Below are 17,808 nucleotides of genomic sequence, written 5' to 3' on the forward strand. Positions count from 1 at the left end.
GTCGGATTTCCGGCCATCAGTTGGTCGGAAAACCGTCCCCTAACCAAACTACTATAAACAACCTTACAGAGAGCCAAACAAAGGGAGTGAGTGGGGAGCCGCCCGCGCCCTATGGCCGATACCAGAATATTTTTCTGTCGCAGACCGAATACGACGAGTTGCAGGCAGAGTACCCCGACAGGCTGGAACGGTTCATCGAGGAAATGAGCCGCTACCTTGCCGCCAACGGGAAAAGCTACCAGAACTATGCCGCCGCCCTGCGGATATGGGCGGGGAACGACAAAAAGAAAGCCCCGAAAAAGGGCATACCAGACTACTCATGCAAGGAGGGCGAGAGTTTATGAAGAACGAAATCAACGCTGTTTTGGAGAATATGACGACCACCGCCCCGGAGCCGGAGGACTACACCGGCGAGGACGGTTTACTGTACTGCGGCAAGTGCCGCAAGCCGAAAGAAGCCTATTTTGCGCCGGATAAGGCCGCTATCTTTGGCCGTGACCGTCACCCGGCAGAGTGCGACTGCCAGAGAACCGCCCGCGAGGAACGGGAGGCCGCCGAGAAGCGGCGCAGGCACCTTGACACCGTGGAAGAACTGAAACGCCGGGGCTTTACCGACCCCACCATGCGGGACTGGACTTTTGAGAACGACAACGGCAGGAACCCGCAGGCCGGGATTGCCCGCCGGTATGTGGAGCATTGGGCGGATATGCGAGCCGACAATATCGGCTGCCTGTTCTGGGGCGGCGTGGGAACCGGGAAAAGCTATCTTGCGGGCTGTATCGCAAACGCCCTCATGGAGAAAGAAATCCCCGTCCACATGACGAACTTTGCCCTTATCCTCAACGACCTTGCCGCCAGCTTTGAGAACCGCAACGAGTACATTTCCCGCCTTTGCCGCTATCCGCTGCTTATCATTGACGACTTCGGCATGGAGCGCGGGACGGAATACGGGCTGGAACAGGTTTTCAATGTGATTGACAGCCGTTACCGCAGCAGCAAGCCGCTGATCGTCACGACCAACCTCACGCTGGACGACCTGCGGAACCCGGAGGACACCGCCCATTCCCGGATTTATGACCGCCTGCTTTCCATGTGCGTCCCGGTACGCTTTACCGGCGACAACTTCCGGCAGGAAGCCGCGCAGCGGAAAATGGAGAGCATGAAGAAACTGATTACCGACTGAAAGGAGTATTGCCTATGGCAGATAACAAGCAGCCCGACACCCGCACCACCCGCCGCCCCGACTGCGTGACGGAAATCCGCATGGGCAATTCCGTCCTTGTCGTGTCCGGCTATTTCAAGAAAGACACTACCACCACCGCCGCCGACAAAATGGCGCGGGTACTGGAAGCGGAAGCCGCTGCTACACAAAAACCGGCAATTTGACAAATCATAAAGAAGCAGATTTTACACTTTTGCCGCTATACAGCCCGCCCTATTCCGTGGTACAATGAAACCACGGAATAGTGGGGCTGGCTGTCGGAAACGGAGGATTTTATGTTAAGACAAGCCACCCAAAACCTCATTACCGCCCTTTATCCGAGATTGTCCCATGAGGACGAGTTGCAAGGCGAGAGTAATTCCATATCGAACCAGAAAAGGATTTTGGAAACCTACGCCAAGCAGAACGGCTTTACTAATCTGCGCTGGTACACCGACGACGGCTTCTCCGGCGCGAACTTTCAAAGACCCGGTTTTCAAGCCATGCTTGCAGACATTGAAGCCGGGAAAGTCGGAACCGTCATAGTCAAGGACATGAGCCGGTTAGGGCGAAACTACTTGCAGGTAGGGTTTTACACGGAAATGCTGTTCCCTCAAAAGGGAGTGCGTTTTATCGCTGTCAACGACAATGTGGACAGCGCAAACGGCAGCATGGACAACGATTTTACCCCTCTGCGAAATCTGTTCAACGAATGGCTGGTGAGAGATACGAGCAAGAAAATCAAGGCAGTAAAACGAGCAAAAGGCATGAGCGGCAAGCCTGTTACCAGCAAGCCGGTCTATGGCTACCTCATGGACGAGGACGAGAACTATATCGTTGACGAGGAAACCGCGCCGGTTGTCCAGCAGATATACCAGCTTTGCCTTGCCGGGAATGGCCCGACCAAGATTGCCCGTATGCTTACGGAGCAGCAAATCCCCACGCCGGGGACGCTGGAATACCGCAGGACAGGCAGCACACGCCGCTACCACCCCGGCTATGAGTGTAAATGGGCGACAAACACCGTCGTTCATATCCTCGAAAACCGGGAGTACACCGGCTGTCTGGTAAACTTCAAGACGGAAAAGCCCTCTTACAAGGTCAAACACAGTGTAGAGAACCCCGTGGAGAAGCAGGCCATTTTTGAGAACCACCATGAGCCTATCATAGACCGGGAAACATGGGAGCGCGTGCAGGAGTTACGCAAGCAGCGCAAACGCCCGAACCGCTATGATGAAGTGGGGCTGTTCTCCGGTATGCTGTTCTGCGCCGACTGCGGCCATGTGATGTACCAGCAGCGGTATCAGAACAAGAACCGCAAGCAGGACTGTTACATCTGCGGCAGCTACAAGAAGCGCACCCGCGACTGTACGGCGCACTTTATCCGCACCGACCTGTTGACCGCCGGTGTCCTCTCCAATCTCCGGCAAGTGACGGAGTATGCCGCCAAGCATGAGAGCCGCTTTGTGAAGCTGCTTATCCAGCAGAACGAGATCGGCGGCAAGAGAAAGACCGCCGCAACCACCAGGCAGCTTGAACAGGCGCAGGAGCGCATTGCCGAAGTGAGCCGCATTATTAAGCGGCTGTATGAGGACAATGTGAACGGCAAAATCAGTGACGAGCGTTTCATGGAACTGTCAGCAGACTATGAGCAGGAACAGCGGGAACTGAAAGACCGCGCCGCCGCTTTGCAGGCCGAACTGGACAAGTCGCAGGCCGCCACCGTCAACGCGGAAAAGTTTATGGGTATCGTCCGAAAGCACCTTGCCTTTGAGGAATTGACCCCCACCCTCTTGCGGGAAATGATTGAAAAAATCGTCGTGCATGAGTGTAGCTATGACGAGAACGGCACCCGCAGGCAGGACATTGAGATTTATTACAGCTTTGTCGGCAAGATTGACTTGCCCGAAGCCTAACGCCCGACCTATCCGACACAATGGCCAAGTGCCGGATAGGAACGGCAAAATTTTTTACATTTCTATTACTTCTTTATCGCACATCAGTAAAAGGGAAAGGATTGAAGCAGATAGAAAAAGCAGCGAAGAAGACCGGGAAAAGGCCGGATTGCTCATGGAGCTGGAAAACAGCCCGAATTTTGCCAGTACCCACTCGGTTATCCGGAAACTCAGAAAAATTGATGACTGGACCCCGGAGGAAAGAGAAGTGCTTTTGCAGACAGCAGAGAAAAACAGTCAGGTTTATTCCGTTTTGCAGGATCCGGATATCAGGGAGTTCTACCGAGGCATTCTTGGGAAAATTCATCCATTGACAGAAGAGGCGAGGAAAATCAAAGAGATCATAGAAAACAGGAAATCCTGAATCATTACTTTTCCATATATGGAAAAAGAAACATGGATTGTACCATCTCCTATTTTATGCTAAACTAAAGAAAATTCGACAAAAGACAGGAGTATGCACCATGCCAGTTTTTGATTTTAATAATACGCCGGAAGAGGGAAAAACACCGGAATGTACTTATACAGTATTTTATTCCAGCGAACAGGAAGCATCGACGGAGCACCCGATGCTTGTACTTGACAACAGTAAGGGAAAGCTTCAGCACCATTCGATCGGAGTATTTACGAATCCGGTCCGCCGGACTGCCTTTGAATTCAAAGGAGAAGAAGGAACGGTCAGCGCCGATATTTTACAGATTGATGCCCGTTTTGTAAGTCTTCTCAAATGGATGGGAGAAAATCATATTAATGTCCGGCTTTCCGGGGCGGACCGGGAGGACGGATACGCTGTGTATAAGATCCGTGAGATTGCCTTTGGCGGAGGCTCCAAGCTTTCAGCGGAGGATGGCTTCCTGCAGTTTATGATTGAACGTCTTCTTACAAGTGATGCACCGTCCGAAGAAATCCCGGATGAAGATGAGGAGGAGACAGGAGACAGCATGAAGCTGACCAGTATCCAGAGTATTACGGACTTTATCACCTGTGCCGGTAGGACGCTTCCGGATAATATCCGGCTCTGGGCAAGGAGAAACCTTGCTGTAGCCCGCTCTCACGAGGTTTCAGCGGAGGAGCGCCGGCATGCACAGAGAGCGCTTTCTATTATGATGAACATCCAGTGGAAAGGAAATTACTTCCAGGCAATTGATCCGGAAGAAGCCAGAAGAATTCTGGATGAGGAACTTTATGGAATGGAGCAGGTAAAGCAGCGGATTATTGAAACGATTATCCAGATCAACCGGACTCACACCCTTCCGGCCTACGGTCTGCTTCTGGTAGGACCTGCGGGAACCGGGAAGTCTCAGATTGCCTATGCGGTAGCAAGGATTTTGAAACTCCCATGGACTACGTTGGATATGAGTTCCATCAACGATCCGGAACAGCTGACCGGGAGCTCACGGATTTATGCCAATGCAAAGCCGGGAATCATTATGGATGCTTTTTCCATGGCAGGGGAATCCAACCTTGTATTTATCATTAATGAGCTTGACAAGGCGGCATCCGGAAAAGGGAACGGCAATCCGGCAGATGTGCTTTTGACACTGCTTGATAACCTTGGATTTACAGATAATTATATCGAATGTATGATTCCGACCGTAGGAGTTTATCCGATTGCGACGGCCAACGATAAAGATCAGATCAGTGCGCCGCTCATGTCCCGGTTTGCGGTAATTGAGCTTCCGGATTACACACCGGAGGAGAAAAAGGTGATTTTCTCTCAGTATGCACTTCCAAAGGTACTGAAAAGAATCGGCATGCAGGAGAATGAATGCACACTGACGGACGATGGTCTGGATGCAGTCATCGACCTGCACAAAGAGACAAGCGGTATCCGGGATCTGGAGCAGGCGGCAGAGCACCTTGCGGCAAACGCACTTTATCAGATTGAAGTTGATCATGTGAAATCGGTTCAATTTGATGAAAAGATGGTTCGGACCCTTCTTTCCTGATACCGGAATGATCATACAAAAACAGCAGAAGATACAAGATGACACAGAGAGAACGGGACTCTGTGTCATTTTCTTTTGGAAAGCAGATGAAACCTCTGAAGCATAGTGTTAAAATAAAAAAGAGGTGATCAAGATGAAGAGGGCAGAATCGCAAAAAGCGTGTCTGAAAAAAGAAATCCTGGACTATGTCCTGCATACTTACGGCACAAGCCCGGATTATCCATGGAAAACTCCGGATTTTGTGCTGCGTCATAATGATAATAGAAAATGGTACGGGGTGATGCTGGAAGTCCGAAAGGAGAGCATGGGATTACACGGGACAGGGCAGATCGAAATACTAAATGTAAAGTGTGATCCGGATATGGCTGGATTTCTGGTCTCAGGCAAGGGAATTCTGCCGGGGTATCATATGAATAAGAAAAACTGGATTTCCATTCTTCTTGATGGAACGGTAGAAAAAGAGCAGATTCTTGCACTGCTGGATCAAAGCTATCTTCTGACAGCGAGTAAAAAGACAAAAGAAAAGCTGCACTGTGAAAGGAAACGGGCCTGGCTGATCCCTGCTAATCCCGGATACTTTGATTTGGAAGCTGCTTTTGCAGAAAGCAGCACTATTGACTGGCATCAGCGTGGCAATATTCATACTGGAGATCTGGTCTATATTTATATGGCAGCACCGGTTTCTGCTGTTTTGTATCAGTGTGAAGTAACCGGTACAGGAGGATTTGAAGACCCGGGAGGGAATCAGGATAAGAGCCGTACCATGGAACTGAAATTGAAGCATCGATTTATGCCGGATGAAATGAATAGAGAACGGATGAAACTTTATGGAGTCGGTCCGGTGCGAAGTGCCCGAAGCATTCCGCCGGAACTTGAAAAAGAGTTGGAAATGCTTGCTGAAACAGGAAAAAACAGAACAGCCATGGAAAATAAAAGGGAGGAGGAGAGACGATGGCAGTAACAGGAGCAGTGATGGTTCCTCATCCGCCTTTGATTATACCGGAGGTTGGACACGGACAGGAACAGGGAATTCAGGATACGATTGATTCATATTACAAAGCGGTAAAAAAGATTGCAGAGTGGAAGCCGGATACTGTTGTGGTGTTATCACCGCACACGGTAATGTATGCAGACTATTTTCATATTTCGCCGGGGAAAAGCGCGGAAGGAAGCTTTGGCAGGTTTGGGGCTTCTCAAGTGAAGATTCCGGTGCAGTATGATACCGAATTTGTGAAAGTACTGTCGCAGGAAGCGCAGGCAAGGGAGATTCCGGCAGGAACATTGGGTGAGCAGGACAGAAGGCTGGATCACGGCACTATGATTCCGCTCTGGTTTCTCAATCATTATGACCGGGAATACAAGGTGGTTCGGATTGGCCTTTCCGGACTCTCGTTTTCAATGCACTACATGCTTGGGCAATGTATTCAGAAAGCGGCGGAACTGTGTGGCAGAAAAATTGTGGTGATCGGAAGCGGGGATCTGTCTCATAGATTAAAAGCAGACGGCCCGTATGGCTTCCGGAAAGAAGGACCGGAATATGATGAGCGGATCATGCAGGTGATGGGAAGTGCAGAGTTTGGAAAACTCTTTGATTTTACAGAAGATTTCTGCGGACAGGCGGCAGAGTGCGGACAGCGGTCGTTCCTGATCCTGGCAGGAGCGCTGGACCGCAGAAAGATTCATGCAGAAAGACTTTCCTATGAAGGCCCATTTGGAGTAGGATATGGGATCTGCACCTTTGAAGTAGAAGGTATGGATCCGCAAAGAGATTTTTTGCATCAGCATGAGGAAAATGTGAAAAAAGAAGCAAAAGAGCGGAGCGAAAAGGAAGATCCTTATGTAAAGCTTGCACGGCAGACAATCGAAACATATGTGAGGACCGGCAGGAAGATTTCCATTCCGGAAGGTCTGCCGGAAGAATTGTATCACAAGAGGGCTGGAGCCTTTGTATCTCTCAAAGAAGAGGGAAGACTGCGCGGGTGCATCGGGACAATTGCACCAGTGCGGGGAACGCTTGCGGAGGAGATTGTTGAGAATGCTATCAGCGCAGCGGTGAAAGATCCGAGATTTGACGCAGTAGAAGCAGAAGAACTGGACCGGCTTGTGTACAGTGTGGATGTTCTGGGAGAGACGGAAGAAATTGCTTCGCCGGAACAGCTGGATGTGAAACGCTACGGCGTTATCGTAAGCAAAGGAATCAAACGGGGACTTTTGCTTCCGAATCTGGAAGGAGTTGATACCGTAGACGAGCAGATTGCCATTGCGAAAAGAAAAGCAGGTATCCCGGAAGAGGCAGAAGATATCAAACTGGAACGCTTTGAGGTGGTGAGACATTTTTGAGCAGAGAAGAAAAACGTAATGAGATGGGAAATTCATCCGATAGCAGGAAAGTATGCCCGGTCTGTATGCATCACTGCGCGCTTCTGGAAGGACAGTACGGTAGATGCAGGGCAAGAAAGAACGAAAATGGCAAGATTATCAGTGTGAATTACGGAAAAGTAACATCCGCAATGCTGGATCCGATCGAAAAGAAACCGTTGGCCCGGTTTTATCCGGGAAGCAAAATCCTTTCGGTAGGAAGCTTTGGGTGCAATCTTTTCTGCCCGTTCTGCCAGAATCATGAGATTTCCATGGCCGGACAGACGGAGATTGGATGGCAGGACGTGACACCGGATCAGCTGGCCCGGCTTGCTTCCGGGTATCAAAATGCCGGAAATATCGGAGTAGCATTTACTTACAACGAACCGCTTGTAGGATACGAATTTGTCCGGGACACAGCCTGTCTGGTAAAACAAAATGGAATGAAAACGGTAGTGGTCACCAATGGATCAGTGGAACTGGAAATCCTGGAAGAAATTTTACCATATATAGATGCGATGAATATTGATTTGAAAGGATTTACAGAAGATTATTACAGAAAACTTGGTGGAAATCTGAATACGGTAAAAGCGTTTATTGAAAGAGCAGCAAAGAACTGCCATGTGGAACTGACGACACTTATTGTGCCGGGTGAAAATGATTCAAAAGAAAAAATGGAACAGGAGGCAGCATGGATTGCCTCACTGAGCCCGGAGATCCCACTGCATGTGTCCAGATTTTTCCCAAGATATCAGATGACCGACCGGAAAGCAACAGAGGTCAGGCAGGTGTACAGGATGAAGCAGATTGCAGAGAAATACCTGAAGTATGTGTATACCGGGAACTGTTAAAGGATTGGAGCTTTTCGTCTTTTATAAAGAAAGTGGGAATGATATAATGGAGTAAGTGGACTGGATCTGGATGAAATGATTCAGAAAAAGCAAGAAACAGTGAATACGATGAATTATAAAGGACGTGACACAATGAGAAAAGGGAAACTGGTCCGGGACAACATCCCGGATATCATTCGGGCAGATGGAAAGACGCCTGTCACCCGTATTCTGGATCAGAAAGAGTATCTGGAAGAGCTGGATAGAAAGCTGCAGGAAGAGGTGGCAGAGTATCAGGCAGATAAGTCTATGGAAGAACTGGCAGATATTCTGGAAGTGTTATCCGCCATCTGTAAGGCCAGAGGATATTCCAGAGAAGATCTGCTTAAAGTACGAGAAGAGAAACGAAGAAAACGAGGCGGTTTCGAGAAAAGAATTTACTGGAGTGGAAACGAATAGGTTAAAAAGCCGGAAACATCAGGAGGGAAACGAAATGAGATATCGTGAATTGGGAAATACAGGACTAAAGGTCAGCGAAATCGGATTAGGAGCAGAGTGGCTGGAGCGCCACAACGAAGCAGAAGTGAAAGAGGTTATTGACTGCTGCGAAAGCTATGGAATTAATATTCTGGACTGCTGGATGTCGGAGCCGAATGTACGCTCCAATATCGGGAAAGCCCTGCAGGGAAAAAGAGAAAAATGGATCATTCAGGGGCATTTTGGATCAACCTGGCAGAATGGACAGTATGTCCGTACCCGGGATCTTGAGAAGGTAAAAGAAGCATTTCAGGATCTGCTGACACGCCTTCAGACAGATTATATTGACCTTGGCATGATTCATTTTGTGGATGAAGAGGCAGAATTTCACCGGATTATGGAAGGAGAATTTCTGTCTTATGTAAAGGAACAGAAAGAAAAGGGAATCATTCACCATATTGGAATGAGTACTCACAATCCGAAAGTGGCAAAGCTTGCGGCATTAAGCGGCGAAATCGAGATGATTTTGTTCAGTATCAATCCGGCGTTTGATCTGCTTCCGGCAAGCGAAGATCTGAATACATACTTTGCGGAGTCTTATGAGGAACATCTTCAGGGCATCGATCCGGAACGGGCGGAGCTGTATCAGATCTGTGAACAGAGAGGTGTCGGAATCACCGTGATGAAAGGATATGCGGGAGGACGTCTTTTTTCCGAAAAGACTTCTCCGTTTGGAGTGACCCTGACTCCGGTTCAGTGTATTCACTATGCCCTTACAAGACCGGGTGTGGCAAGTGTGCTGGCAGGATATGATACGACAGAACATGTCAAGGAGGCGGTTGCTTATGAGAACGCCACAGAAGAGGAAAAGGATTATGCGAGCGTGCTGGCCAGGGCGCCGCATCATGCCTACAGTGGACAATGCACATATTGTGGACACTGTGCACCTTGCCCGGCAGGGATCGATATTGCCATGGTGAACAAACTCTATGATCTGGCTGCCATGCAGGAAGAAGTGCCGGCAACAGTCAAGGCGCATTATGAAGGACTTTCAGCCAATGCAAAAGACTGCATTGCATGCAAAGGCTGCGAGACACGATGTCCGTTCGATGTTCCGGTCGTGGAAAGAATGGAAAAAGCAAAAGAACTGTTTGGCAGATTATAAAAGCGGGAGGGACAAGATGAGTGACATCCAGCTCTATTCCATCGAAAGAGGAACAGGAGAACCGCTGATTTTACTGCACGGAAACGGGGAAGAAAGCCGCTACTTTGCCCGTCAGATCAGGCATTTTGCTAAAACACGAAAAGTAATCGCAATCGATACGAGAGGACACGGGCAAAGTCCGCGAGGAAATGCCCCGTTTACCATTCGGCAGTTTGCGGAGGATCTGCATGACTTCATGGAAGAAAAGGGAATTGAGCGGGCAGACATTCTCGGGTTCAGCGATGGAGGAAATACGGCACTGGTGTTTGCACTTCAATATCCACAGAAAGTGAGAAAACTCATTTTGAACGGCGCAAATCTTTATCCTTCCGGAATGAAGACATTGATTGTACTGCCGATCTGGGCGGGGTATGGCGCGGCATCGCTCCTTGCGCCGGTTTCCCAAAAGGCGAAAAAGCAAAAGGAACTGCTGGGACTTATGGTGAAGGATCCGTATATCCGCCCGGAAGATCTGAGGAGAATTTCTTCTAAGACACTGGTTCTTGTAGGAAAGAATGACATGATCCGGCATCGGCATTCCCTGCTGATTGCCAAAAGTATTCCGGGGGCAAAATTTGTCTGCATAAGAGGGGATCACTTCATTGCGGCAAAAAATCCAGAGGCATTTAACCGGGTAGTGGAACGGTTCCTTTCAGATGGAAAATAAAACAGGAGAGAAACAGATATGGGACATTTTTATTTTGTAAGACACGGGCAGACCGTTTGGAACGTAGAAGGTAAGATCTGCGGAAGAACAGATAGTGAACTGACCGAGTACGGCCATCAGCAGGCTGTGGAGACAGGCAGGAAATTTCTGGAAAAAGGGATCCAGGCGGATGAAATTCTGTATTCTCCGCTTGTCCGGGCAGCAGAGACAGCACGGCATATTTCTGAAATCATGGGGATTCCGGCAAAGGCAGAACCGCGGCTGATCGAGCAGCATTTCGGCAAATGGGAGGGTACATCTCCAAGAAATGCCGCTGATTTCCAGAAGGAAAAAGAACAGTTTGCCAGCCACCATGGAAACGGAGAATCGACGCTCCAGCTGGCCCAGAGAATCTATAATCTGCTGGATGACATCAAGGCAGAGTCAGACGAAAAGACGTACATTCTGGTTGCGCACAACGGAATCGCCAGAGTTGTACAGTCGTATTTTACCGACATGACGAACGAAGAATACGCCACATTTGGAGTGAAAAACTGCGAAATCCGCCGGTACGATTTCTAGTATAGATTTGAGCAGGGGAGGTGATTCCGGATGGCATTGTATGCATTGGGGGATCTGCATTTAAGTTTTCAGGCAGACAAACCGATGGACGCATTTGGAAAAGTGTGGAAACACCATGAACGTAAAATAGAAAAGTACGTGAATCGCATCGTGAAGCCGGAGGATACCCTTGTGCTGACCGGCGATCATTCCTGGGGCAGGAAGCTTTCGGAATGCCGGGAGGATCTTGATTTCATCGAACGGCTGCCGGGGCGGAAGATTCTGCTTCGGGGCAATCACGATATGTTCTGGGATGCGAAGAAGACCAGACGGCTGAATGAGGAATATGATGGACGGCTCTTCTTTTTGCAGAATAATTTTGCTGCCTATCAGGATTATGCACTGGTAGGGACGAAAGGATATACGTTCGAAGGACCATTCTATCTGGATTTTCAGGGGAGAATCCTTGGATGGGATGAGGAACGCGAAGAGCAGGCGAAAAAGCTCGTTGCAAGAGAAATGGAGCGGCTTCGGGAGTCTTTCCGTCAGGCAGAAGAGGCCGGATATCGGAAGTTTGTGATGTTTCTGCATTATCCGCCGACCAATGTTTTGGAGAAGACCTCGCCATTTACCCGGATTGCGGAAGAGTACGGGGTGGAAGCGGTCGTCTATTCCCACTGTCATGGAGAACAGAGATTTGGAGACAGTATCCGGGGAACTTACCGGGGAGTCCGTTATTTCCTTGTGTCGGGAGATTACCTGAATTTTCATCCGGAGCAGATTCTGGCATAAAGACTTGGAAATCAGCGGATGATGTTTTATAATAGAATAGCCAGATTTACAAATAGAAATAAATGAGGAGAAAAGAAAACATGAAAATAGCAGTAACCTATGATAACGGAAACATTTTTCAGCATTTTGGAAAAACAGAGAATTTCAAAATTTACGAAGTAGAAGGTCAGAACGTGGTTTCCAGTGAAGTGATCGGTTCTAATGGAACAGGACATGGCGCACTGGCAGGCCTGCTGGCAGAACAGGGTGTCAATGTACTGATCTGCGGCGGAATCGGCGGCGGAGCACAGGCAGCCCTGGAAGAAGCAGGCATCGAATTATGTTCTGGAGCGGAAGGCGATGTGGATCAGGCAGTAGAAGCATATCTGAAGGGAGAACTGACTTCCTCCGGTGCAACCTGTGACCACCACCATGACGAGGAACACAGCTGCGGAGATCACGGAGAAGAACACGACTGCGGTCAGCATGAAGAAGAACATTCCTGCGGCGGCAGCTGCGGAAGCTGTGCCGGATGCGGATCCCACCAGCCTCCGATTACCGGACGCAATGCAGGTAAAATCTGTAAAACACATTATAGAGGAACTTTCAACGATGGTACCCAGTTTGATTCTTCTTATGACCGTGGAGAACCGCTGGAATTTATCTGCGGTGCAGGACAGATGATCCGTGGATTTGATGCTGCTGTCGCTAATATGGAAGTGGGAGAGATTGTAGATATTCATCTGATGCCGGAAGAAGCATACGGCATGCCGGATCCAAATGCCATTTTCATGATTGAAATGGCACAGCTGCCGGGATCAGAAGATCTGGAGCCGGGTGAGAAAGTTTACCTCAGCGGTCAGTACGGCCAGCCAATCCCGGTGACTGTCGTTGAGAAAGATGAGACATCCATCACATTTGACGCCAACCATGAGATGGCAGGAAAAGAACTGAATTTCCGGATCGAGCTGGTTGAGGTAAAATAAGCATATCGAAGAGTGTTCGGATGATGAAAAAACCTGTCGCACAGCATAGCGTGCGGCAGGTTTTTGATTATAGAAAATGTGATTTTAAATCTTGTTCCCGGAAAGGCTATTTCAGGAAGAAGCGTACCATTTTTTCATGCAGCTTCTGGTATGGCTGATAACGCATCGGCAGGTCAATCCAGGTTTTCTTATCTACGATACTCTTATAGTGGGAGAAGGTGTCAAAGCCGATCTTTCCATGGTAAGCGCCCATGCCGCTTTCACCAAATCCTCCAAATCCCATTTCGGTAGTGGCAAGATGGATGATCGTATCATTGATGCAGCCTCCGCCGAATCCGCAGCGGGAAGTCACTTTTTTTGCCGCCGCTTTGTCGGAAGTAAAGAAGTACAGCGCCAGCGGATGAGGCATGGAATTGATTTTACGGATCACGTCATCCAGGTTGTCAAATGTCAGAACCGGCATGAGAGGTCCGAAGATTTCCTCCTGCATGACTGCATCCTGAAAGGTCACATGATCCAGAACCGTAGGCTCGATGCGGAGTGTTTTCCGGTCGGAGTTTCCACCATGCACAACCTTTTTCTCGTCAATCAGCCCAAGAATCCGGTCAAAATGTTTTTCGTTGATGATTTTACCGTAATTTGGATTCCGAAGAGGTTGTTTTCCATACTGCTTTTGAATCTGCTTTTGCACTTCTTTGATCAGCCTGTCCTTAACAGTACGGTGGCAGTAAATATAGTCCGGTGCAACACAGGTCTGTCCGCAGTTCAGATATTTTCCGAATACGATTCGTCTTGCTGCCAGTTTGATATCGGCAGTCTGGTCTACAATACAAGGGCTCTTTCCGCCCAGCTCTAAGGTGACAGGCGTCAGATGTTCTGCCGCGTTTCGCATGACTTCTTTTCCAACAGCCTGGCTTCCGGTAAAGAAAATATAATCAAAATGTTCTTTCAAAAGACAGGTATTCTCAGCCCGGCCTCCGGTTACAACAGCCACATACTGAGGATCAAAACACTGGGACAGGATGGTTTGAAGCACTTCGCTGGTATACGGAGAATAGGCACTCGGTTTTACTACAGCGGTATTTCCTGCAGCAAGGGCGTCCACCAGCGGGGACAGCGTCAGCATAAACGGATAATTCCATGGGCTCATAATGAGTACAACACCGTAAGGTGACGGTTTCTGATAACTTCTGGAATGAAACTGAGCCAGCGGAGTACGAACTCTCTTTTCGCCTGCAAACCGTTGTACATGTTTCAGCATGTAGCTGATTTCCTCCAGAACGAGTCCGGTTTCACACATGTAGCTTTCAAACGCGCTTTTTCCAAGATCTTTTTTCAGTGCGTTATGAATTTCTTTTTCATTGGAAGAGATGGCAGCATAAAGTCTGCGAAGTGCAGCAGTCCGTGCACTGACCGGAAGCGTTGCACCGGTTTGAAAGTATTTTCTCTGTCTGGTAACAAGGTCTTTAATTTCCTGTTCCGTCATGTTTTGTCACTCCTTCCTTATCAACAGGTGCGTTGGTTTCTTCAAAATCTTCTGCCGGATCTGCCGGCTCAGGCATCAGCATATAGTAAAAAGTTTCAAGCTCTGCCGCATTCATCAGTACCGGAACCGGATAGAGGGGATTGGCCTCCTTGTCGGCATAATGCGCCAGCTTCGGAACATCGGTTTCCCGGATTTCCGGAATATAATCACCGATGCCAAATCTCTTTTTCATATCTTGAATGGCCGAAATAAAGCGCTCAGCTGCTTCGTCATAAGGCGTGTCCTTGTCAGCCAGACCGGCGGCAACAGCCAGACGTGAAAGTTTCTTATGAATCGTTTCACCATAGGCCTTTAACACCATTGGAAGAATGACTGCATTTGCAAGACCATGTGGTACATCGTATTCCCCGCCAAGAGAATGTGCAATGGCGTGGACATATCCTACATAGGATTTGGTAAATGCACATCCGGCATAGAAAGAAGCCCGCAGCATATTACGCCGCGCTTCCACGTTGCTTCCATCTTCATATACCGTATCAATGTTTTCAAAAATCAGTTTGACAGCCATAAGAGCGTCTTTGCGTGTTCCGTAAGTAGTGGAATTCCCGATATAGGCTTCCACAGCGTGGGTCAGAGCATCCATACCGGTAGTTGCGGTGATAAATGGAGGCAGACTTAACGTGACTTTCGGATCCAGAACCGCATACCGCGGGATCAGCGGGAAATCGTTGATCGCATATTTGTGGCGCGTCTGGGCATCCGTGATCACTGCAGCCAGCGTCGTCTCACTTCCGGTACCGGCAGTAGTCGGAACAGCCATCAGAAGCGGCAGCTTTTTGTGGACTTTCAGAATTCCCTTCATTTTTGCAAGCGTCTGCTTTGGTTTGACGATGCAGGCTCCGACTGCCTTGGCGCAGTCCATACTGGAACCACCGCCGAACCCGATAATACAGTCACAGCCTTCTGTTTTATAAAGATCGATGGCCTCGGACACATTTACAGTAGTAGGATTGGCTACGGTTTTATCGTAGATACAGTAGGGAATCCCATCACGATCCAGCGCCTTTTCCAGACGTACCGTCAGGCCAAGCTTCCGGATGCCTGCATCTGTGATGATCAGGACTTTACTGCAGTTTTTTCTGCGGATCACTTCCGGCAGGACAGTCACGCTTCCAACGACCTTTGGTGTCCGGTAAGGCAGGAACGGAAGGGCAATCTTTAATCCGGTCTGAAACGTCCTGCAATATATTTTCTTTAGAGTATTCATGACAATTGATCCTTTCCGGCGCGGAGAACCACGCCCCTTTTTAGAGGCATTTTTACCAGAAAAATATTAGCATTGAAGGGGAGGGTTGTCAATATCAACGAGGGGAGTCGAGCATTCCGGACACACCGGAACAAATAAGGGTTACTGCCATGGATGCCATGCTTTCCAAAGGTTCTTTTTATGAAAGATGTATTTGAAAACCTGGAGGTTGTTGTGCTGAGCTTCAAAGAAGCAGAAGAAGGCGCCCATTTTGTCAAAACAGCAGAAGAGGCCGTTCAATATCTTGAGAGCAAGGACTTTAATTTTGCCTGTCGTATGCTCGGGAAACATTGCTGGAAAGACAGTAGCCCGCACTATTCCGTTTTAATGGGTATCTCAATTTGAGTGATATAATCGTCTAAGGTATCAATGACAAGCTCGTTGATACCTTTTTCATATGCAGAACCGCAAAATTGCAGATTGTTTTCCTTTGCATAGGCGAGAATTTCCGTATAACGTCCGGGTAAATTGTTCCAATCTCCTTTGCAAAAAGCCCTTAGATATTTTCCTTTTGGTTGAACATGAAGCCCCTTTCGGTGTGTAGGAAACGGTAACTCAATATAAAGGGCCGAATAGCCGTTAAGATTGCCGCAATACAGGTTTTCTACCGGCAGTATGGCGCCATAAGAAGCGTCATGCAAACGCCTTAACTGGTATTTCTTTGTTTCTGTTACCACCAATTCTATCTCTTGCTCAAAAGGTGTGTCATGCGATATAGGTACAGTTACAAGATAGTGTGTTTCTGGTTTTTCCACGATTGAAAATTCAGATATATCTAAGTTGCGGATAGTGGACATATTCCAGCGTTTTTCATTCTTCATTTATGATTATCAAGCAGAGAAGAAAAATGAAGATAATAATTCTTAGAATGATATATATAGTTATGATATTGCTGGGCTTTGCGGTATCAATCCGTTGGTAGATCGGTTCCGCCAGGTCAACAAGTCTGTTCCAAGAATTGATATTTCCGAAAACGGCAAAAACATGCCGATAAACCAGGAGAATGTTGGATTTATTGCCGATAATGTGATATACTATATTATACATTAGTGTAGTATTTAATTCGATTTATAATGGAGGAAAGCAGATGCGATACCTTTCTGTTGCTGAAATTGCAAAAAAATGGAATATATCGGAGCGTAGTGTAAGAAATTACTGTGCTCATGGACGTGTGCAGGGGGCTTTTCTTACCGGAAAGACCTGGAATATTCCGGAGAACGCCGAAAAACCAGAGCGTTCTAATAAAAAGAAAGAACATCCGACTACTTTGCTGGATATCTTGAGGGAACAAAAAGTAAATAAATATTCTGGTGGTATTTACCATAAGACACAGATTGATTTAACATATAACTCGAACCATATGGAGGGAAGCCGTCTGACCCACGATCAGACCAGATATATTTTTGAAACTAATACCATCGGTGTGGAAAATGAAGTTCTTAATGTAGACGATGTGATTGAAACAGCAAATCATTTTCGTTGTATCGATATGATCATCGACCATGCAAAATCTGCTTTGACTGAGAAGTTTATTAAGGAACTTCATCTGACTTTGAAAAATGGAACCAGCGATTCTAGAAAAGAATGGTTTGCAGTGGGTAATTACAAGAAACTGCCAAATGAGGTGGGCGGAATGATTACTGCCCTTCCGGAAGAAGTTGCCGATAAGATGAAAGCTTTACTAATGGAGTACAATGCCAAGGAAGGAAAGACATTTGAAGATATTTTGGACTTCCATGTAAAGTTTGAGCGAATCCATCCGTTTCAGGATGGCAATGGGCGAGTGGGTAGACTGATTATGTTTAAGGAATGTCTGAAATATAATATTGTGCCGTTCATCATTGAGGATAATTTGAAATTGCTCTATTATCGTGGATTGAAAGAGTGGGATAATGAAAAAGGCTATTTGACAGATACCTGCCTGACCGCACAGGATAGATATAAGGCGTATTTGGACTATTTCAGAATCCCATATTAAGTAAAATAACTTTCAAAGTATCAAAAGTTGGTTCCAAAGTGTCAAATTGATGCTTTGAAAATGGTTCAAATGACAAAGTGGAATCAAAAGGGCAAAATTT

At 47.7% G+C, this 17,808-nt stretch carries 19 protein-coding genes and 1 pseudogene; 17 read left to right on the forward strand and 3 right to left on the reverse strand.

Annotated elements, in window-relative coordinates:
* The 15 genes and pseudogenes from B5E64_RS06645 to B5E64_RS06715 form a co-directional block, all read left to right on the forward strand.
* Positions 1-344, forward strand: a pseudogene (locus B5E64_RS06645) (replication initiator protein A); the annotation flags it as partial.
* A complete protein-coding gene (locus B5E64_RS06650) occupies positions 341-1,183 on the forward strand; it encodes an ATP-binding protein (protein ID WP_070087577.1) in 843 nt (280 codons plus the stop codon). The pseudogene B5E64_RS06645 and the gene B5E64_RS06650, both read left to right, overlap by 4 nt.
* A gap of 14 nt (positions 1,184-1,197) precedes the next feature.
* On the forward strand, positions 1,198-1,386 hold the full coding sequence (locus B5E64_RS06655) for a transposon-encoded TnpW family protein (RefSeq protein ID WP_070087576.1): 189 nt from the start codon (positions 1,198-1,200) through the stop codon (positions 1,384-1,386).
* Positions 1,387-1,497: 111 nt separating this feature from the next.
* A complete protein-coding gene (locus tag B5E64_RS06660; RefSeq protein ID WP_070087575.1) occupies positions 1,498-3,117 on the forward strand; it encodes a recombinase family protein in 1,620 nt (539 codons plus the stop codon).
* Positions 3,118-3,271: 154 nt separating this feature from the next.
* Positions 3,272-3,520 (forward strand): hypothetical protein, encoded by a 249-nt coding sequence (locus tag B5E64_RS18015; RefSeq protein WP_162610154.1) that lies wholly within the window; start codon positions 3,272-3,274, stop codon positions 3,518-3,520.
* A 100-nt stretch (positions 3,521-3,620) separates the two neighbouring features.
* Positions 3,621-5,105 (forward strand): AAA family ATPase, encoded by a 1,485-nt coding sequence (locus B5E64_RS06670; RefSeq protein ID WP_087167751.1) that lies wholly within the window; start codon positions 3,621-3,623, stop codon positions 5,103-5,105.
* 133 nt (positions 5,106-5,238) lie between these two features.
* On the forward strand, positions 5,239-6,066 hold the full coding sequence (locus tag B5E64_RS06675; RefSeq protein ID WP_087167752.1) for an MmcQ/YjbR family DNA-binding protein: 828 nt from the start codon (positions 5,239-5,241) through the stop codon (positions 6,064-6,066).
* The gene (gene amrA, locus B5E64_RS06680) at positions 6,057-7,445 is read left to right on the forward strand and encodes an AmmeMemoRadiSam system protein A (RefSeq protein WP_087167753.1); all 1,389 of its coding nucleotides are present in this window, start codon (positions 6,057-6,059) and stop codon (positions 7,443-7,445) included. The genes B5E64_RS06675 and amrA overlap by 10 nt, the downstream gene beginning before the upstream one ends.
* A gap of 23 nt (positions 7,446-7,468) precedes the next feature.
* A complete protein-coding gene (gene amrS / locus B5E64_RS06685; protein WP_087167921.1) occupies positions 7,469-8,314 on the forward strand; it encodes an AmmeMemoRadiSam system radical SAM enzyme in 846 nt (281 codons plus the stop codon).
* 108 nt (positions 8,315-8,422) lie between these two features.
* Positions 8,423-8,752, forward strand: a complete 330-nt coding sequence (locus tag B5E64_RS06690; RefSeq protein ID WP_242960107.1) for a nucleoside triphosphate pyrophosphohydrolase — start codon at positions 8,423-8,425, stop codon at positions 8,750-8,752.
* Between the two features lie 34 nt (positions 8,753-8,786).
* Entirely contained in the window at positions 8,787-9,935 is a 1,149-nt protein-coding gene (locus tag B5E64_RS06695) for an aldo/keto reductase (RefSeq protein WP_087167754.1), read from the forward strand.
* Between the two features lie 16 nt (positions 9,936-9,951).
* Positions 9,952-10,641 (forward strand): alpha/beta hydrolase, encoded by a 690-nt coding sequence (locus tag B5E64_RS06700; protein ID WP_087167755.1) that lies wholly within the window; start codon positions 9,952-9,954, stop codon positions 10,639-10,641.
* A gap of 18 nt (positions 10,642-10,659) precedes the next feature.
* Positions 10,660-11,202 (forward strand): histidine phosphatase family protein, encoded by a 543-nt coding sequence (locus B5E64_RS06705; RefSeq protein ID WP_087167756.1) that lies wholly within the window; start codon positions 10,660-10,662, stop codon positions 11,200-11,202.
* A gap of 30 nt (positions 11,203-11,232) precedes the next feature.
* Positions 11,233-11,973: a metallophosphoesterase gene (locus B5E64_RS06710; protein ID WP_087167757.1), complete on the forward strand. Its 741-nt coding sequence runs from the start codon at positions 11,233-11,235 to the stop codon at positions 11,971-11,973.
* Between the two features lie 80 nt (positions 11,974-12,053).
* Complete coding sequence (locus B5E64_RS06715) at positions 12,054-12,938, forward strand: NifB/NifX family molybdenum-iron cluster-binding protein (RefSeq protein ID WP_087167758.1); 885 nt, start codon at positions 12,054-12,056, stop codon at positions 12,936-12,938.
* Between the two features lie 106 nt (positions 12,939-13,044).
* Here B5E64_RS06715 and B5E64_RS06720 read toward each other — a convergent pair whose 3' ends face one another.
* Together B5E64_RS06720 and B5E64_RS06725 are read right to left on the reverse strand one after the other, a co-directional pair.
* Positions 13,045-14,424, reverse strand: coding sequence for an aldehyde dehydrogenase (locus B5E64_RS06720; protein WP_087167759.1), 1,380 nt, complete (start codon positions 14,422-14,424; stop codon positions 13,045-13,047).
* Positions 14,405-15,691: an iron-containing alcohol dehydrogenase gene (locus tag B5E64_RS06725; RefSeq protein ID WP_087167760.1), complete on the reverse strand. Its 1,287-nt coding sequence runs from the start codon at positions 15,689-15,691 to the stop codon at positions 14,405-14,407. The genes B5E64_RS06720 and B5E64_RS06725 overlap by 20 nt, the downstream gene beginning before the upstream one ends.
* A 180-nt stretch (positions 15,692-15,871) precedes the next feature.
* On the opposite strand from B5E64_RS06725, the gene B5E64_RS06730 reads away from it, so the two are divergent.
* The gene (locus B5E64_RS06730; RefSeq protein WP_138373997.1) at positions 15,872-16,075 is read left to right on the forward strand and encodes a hypothetical protein; all 204 of its coding nucleotides are present in this window, start codon (positions 15,872-15,874) and stop codon (positions 16,073-16,075) included.
* Here the strand turns inward: B5E64_RS06730 and B5E64_RS06735 are convergent.
* Complete coding sequence (locus B5E64_RS06735; RefSeq protein WP_140398843.1) at positions 16,045-16,551, reverse strand: hypothetical protein; 507 nt, start codon at positions 16,549-16,551, stop codon at positions 16,045-16,047. The two genes, B5E64_RS06730 and B5E64_RS06735, sit on opposite strands and share 31 nt — an antisense overlap.
* A gap of 266 nt (positions 16,552-16,817) precedes the next feature.
* Here B5E64_RS06735 and B5E64_RS06740 point away from each other — a divergent pair, with 266 nt between their 5' ends.
* The gene (locus B5E64_RS06740) at positions 16,818-17,708 is read left to right on the forward strand and encodes a Fic family protein (RefSeq protein WP_087167763.1); all 891 of its coding nucleotides are present in this window, start codon (positions 16,818-16,820) and stop codon (positions 17,706-17,708) included.
* Positions 17,709-17,808: the final 100 nt, after the last annotated feature.

It is taken from the genome of Drancourtella sp. An12 (assembly GCF_002160935.1).
GTDB lineage: Bacteria > Bacillota > Clostridia > Lachnospirales > Lachnospiraceae > Sellimonas > Sellimonas catena.

What these genes read in the sequence shown, in the direction of transcription:
- B5E64_RS06690 (WP_242960107.1), top strand. Translation starts at nt 8,423, where the DNA reads ATGAATTATAAAGGACGTGACACAATGAGAAAAGGGAAACTGGTCCGG.
- B5E64_RS06695 (WP_087167754.1), top strand. Translation starts at nt 8,787, where the DNA reads ATGAGATATCGTGAATTGGGAAATACAGGACTAAAGGTCAGCGAAATC.
- B5E64_RS18015 (WP_162610154.1), top strand. Translation starts at nt 3,272, where the DNA reads ATGGAGCTGGAAAACAGCCCGAATTTTGCCAGTACCCACTCGGTTATC.
- B5E64_RS06705 (WP_087167756.1), top strand. Translation starts at nt 10,660, where the DNA reads ATGGGACATTTTTATTTTGTAAGACACGGGCAGACCGTTTGGAACGTA.
- B5E64_RS06700 (WP_087167755.1), top strand. Translation starts at nt 9,952, where the DNA reads ATGAGTGACATCCAGCTCTATTCCATCGAAAGAGGAACAGGAGAACCG.
- B5E64_RS06715 (WP_087167758.1), top strand. Translation starts at nt 12,054, where the DNA reads ATGAAAATAGCAGTAACCTATGATAACGGAAACATTTTTCAGCATTTT.
- amrS (WP_087167921.1), top strand. Translation starts at nt 7,469, where the DNA reads ATGGGAAATTCATCCGATAGCAGGAAAGTATGCCCGGTCTGTATGCAT.
- B5E64_RS06725 (WP_087167760.1), bottom strand. Translation starts at nt 15,691, where the DNA reads ATGAATACTCTAAAGAAAATATATTGCAGGACGTTTCAGACCGGATTA.
- B5E64_RS06735 (WP_140398843.1), bottom strand. Translation starts at nt 16,551, where the DNA reads ATGAAGAATGAAAAACGCTGGAATATGTCCACTATCCGCAACTTAGAT.
- B5E64_RS06655 (WP_070087576.1), top strand. Translation starts at nt 1,198, where the DNA reads ATGGCAGATAACAAGCAGCCCGACACCCGCACCACCCGCCGCCCCGAC.
- B5E64_RS06670 (WP_087167751.1), top strand. Translation starts at nt 3,621, where the DNA reads ATGCCAGTTTTTGATTTTAATAATACGCCGGAAGAGGGAAAAACACCG.
- B5E64_RS06740 (WP_087167763.1), top strand. Translation starts at nt 16,818, where the DNA reads ATGCGATACCTTTCTGTTGCTGAAATTGCAAAAAAATGGAATATATCG.
- B5E64_RS06650 (WP_070087577.1), top strand. Translation starts at nt 341, where the DNA reads ATGAAGAACGAAATCAACGCTGTTTTGGAGAATATGACGACCACCGCC.
- amrA (WP_087167753.1), top strand. Translation starts at nt 6,057, where the DNA reads ATGGCAGTAACAGGAGCAGTGATGGTTCCTCATCCGCCTTTGATTATA.
- B5E64_RS06710 (WP_087167757.1), top strand. Translation starts at nt 11,233, where the DNA reads ATGGCATTGTATGCATTGGGGGATCTGCATTTAAGTTTTCAGGCAGAC.
- B5E64_RS06730 (WP_138373997.1), top strand. Translation starts at nt 15,872, where the DNA reads ATGAAAGATGTATTTGAAAACCTGGAGGTTGTTGTGCTGAGCTTCAAA.
- B5E64_RS06720 (WP_087167759.1), bottom strand. Translation starts at nt 14,424, where the DNA reads ATGACGGAACAGGAAATTAAAGACCTTGTTACCAGACAGAGAAAATAC.
- B5E64_RS06660 (WP_070087575.1), top strand. Translation starts at nt 1,498, where the DNA reads ATGTTAAGACAAGCCACCCAAAACCTCATTACCGCCCTTTATCCGAGA.
- B5E64_RS06675 (WP_087167752.1), top strand. Translation starts at nt 5,239, where the DNA reads ATGAAGAGGGCAGAATCGCAAAAAGCGTGTCTGAAAAAAGAAATCCTG.